General features: G+C 51.1%; 8 tRNA genes. All 8 read right to left on the bottom strand.

The window, feature by feature from the left end:
* Positions 1 to 7 precede the first annotated feature (7 nt).
* Positions 8 to 81, bottom strand: a tRNA-Pro gene (locus SINDD18_RS10015).
* Between the two features lie 16 nt (positions 82 to 97).
* A tRNA-Arg gene (locus SINDD18_RS10020) sits at positions 98 to 171 on the bottom strand.
* An 8-nt stretch (positions 172 to 179) separates the two neighbouring features.
* A tRNA-Leu gene (locus tag SINDD18_RS10025) sits at positions 180 to 265 on the bottom strand.
* 7 nt (positions 266 to 272) lie between these two features.
* Positions 273 to 344: transfer RNA gene (locus tag SINDD18_RS10030), tRNA-Gly, on the bottom strand.
* A 27-nt stretch (positions 345 to 371) separates the two neighbouring features.
* Positions 372 to 444: transfer RNA gene (locus SINDD18_RS10035), tRNA-Thr, on the bottom strand.
* 12 nt (positions 445 to 456) lie between these two features.
* Positions 457 to 538, bottom strand: a tRNA-Leu gene (locus tag SINDD18_RS10040).
* A 5-nt stretch (positions 539 to 543) separates the two neighbouring features.
* Positions 544 to 616 (bottom strand) — tRNA-Lys (locus SINDD18_RS10045).
* A gap of 24 nt (positions 617 to 640) precedes the next feature.
* Positions 641 to 713: transfer RNA gene (locus SINDD18_RS10050), tRNA-Asp, on the bottom strand.
* Position 714 lies beyond the last annotated feature (1 nt).

Raw genomic sequence — 714 nt, forward strand, 5'->3', positions numbered from 1 at the left:
CCATCAATCGGGAAGACAGGATTCGAACCTGCGACACCTTGGTCCCAAACCAAGTACTCTACCAAGCTGAGCTACTTCCCGAGTTAAATAGAAAAAATGCACCCTAGAGGAGTCGAACCTCTAACCGCCTGATTCGTAGTCAGGTACTCTATCCAGTTGAGCTAAGGGTGCTCATTATATGCCGAGGACCGGGATCGAACCGGTACGATCGTTACCAATCGCAGGATTTTAAGTCCTGTGCGTCTGCCAGTTCCGCCACCCCGGCCTCTCTAAGCGAACGACGGGATTCGAACCCGCGACCCCCACCTTGGCAAGGTGGTGTTCTACCACTGAACTACGTTCGCATCGACCTCTTGGTTATATTAAAAAAATGCCGGCTACATGACTTGAACACGCGACCCTCTGATTACAAATCAGATGCTCTACCAACTGAGCTAAGCCGGCTTATTTCTATTATGCGGGTTAAGGGACTTGAACCCCCACGCCGTTAAGCGCCAGATCCTAAATCTGGTGCGTCTGCCAATTCCGCCAAACCCGCAATGATGACCCGTACTGGGCTCGAACCAGTGACCCATTGATTAAAAGTCAATTGCTCTACCAACTGAGCTAACGAGTCTAAAATAACTTCCGTTATCTTAAACGGTCCCGACGGGAATCGAACCCGCGATCTTCGCCGTGACAGGGCGACGTGATAACCGCTACACTACGGGACCT

The sequence above is a fragment of the Streptococcus infantis genome (assembly GCF_001579645.1).
Taxonomy (GTDB): Bacteria; Bacillota; Bacilli; order Lactobacillales; family Streptococcaceae; genus Streptococcus; species Streptococcus infantis_E.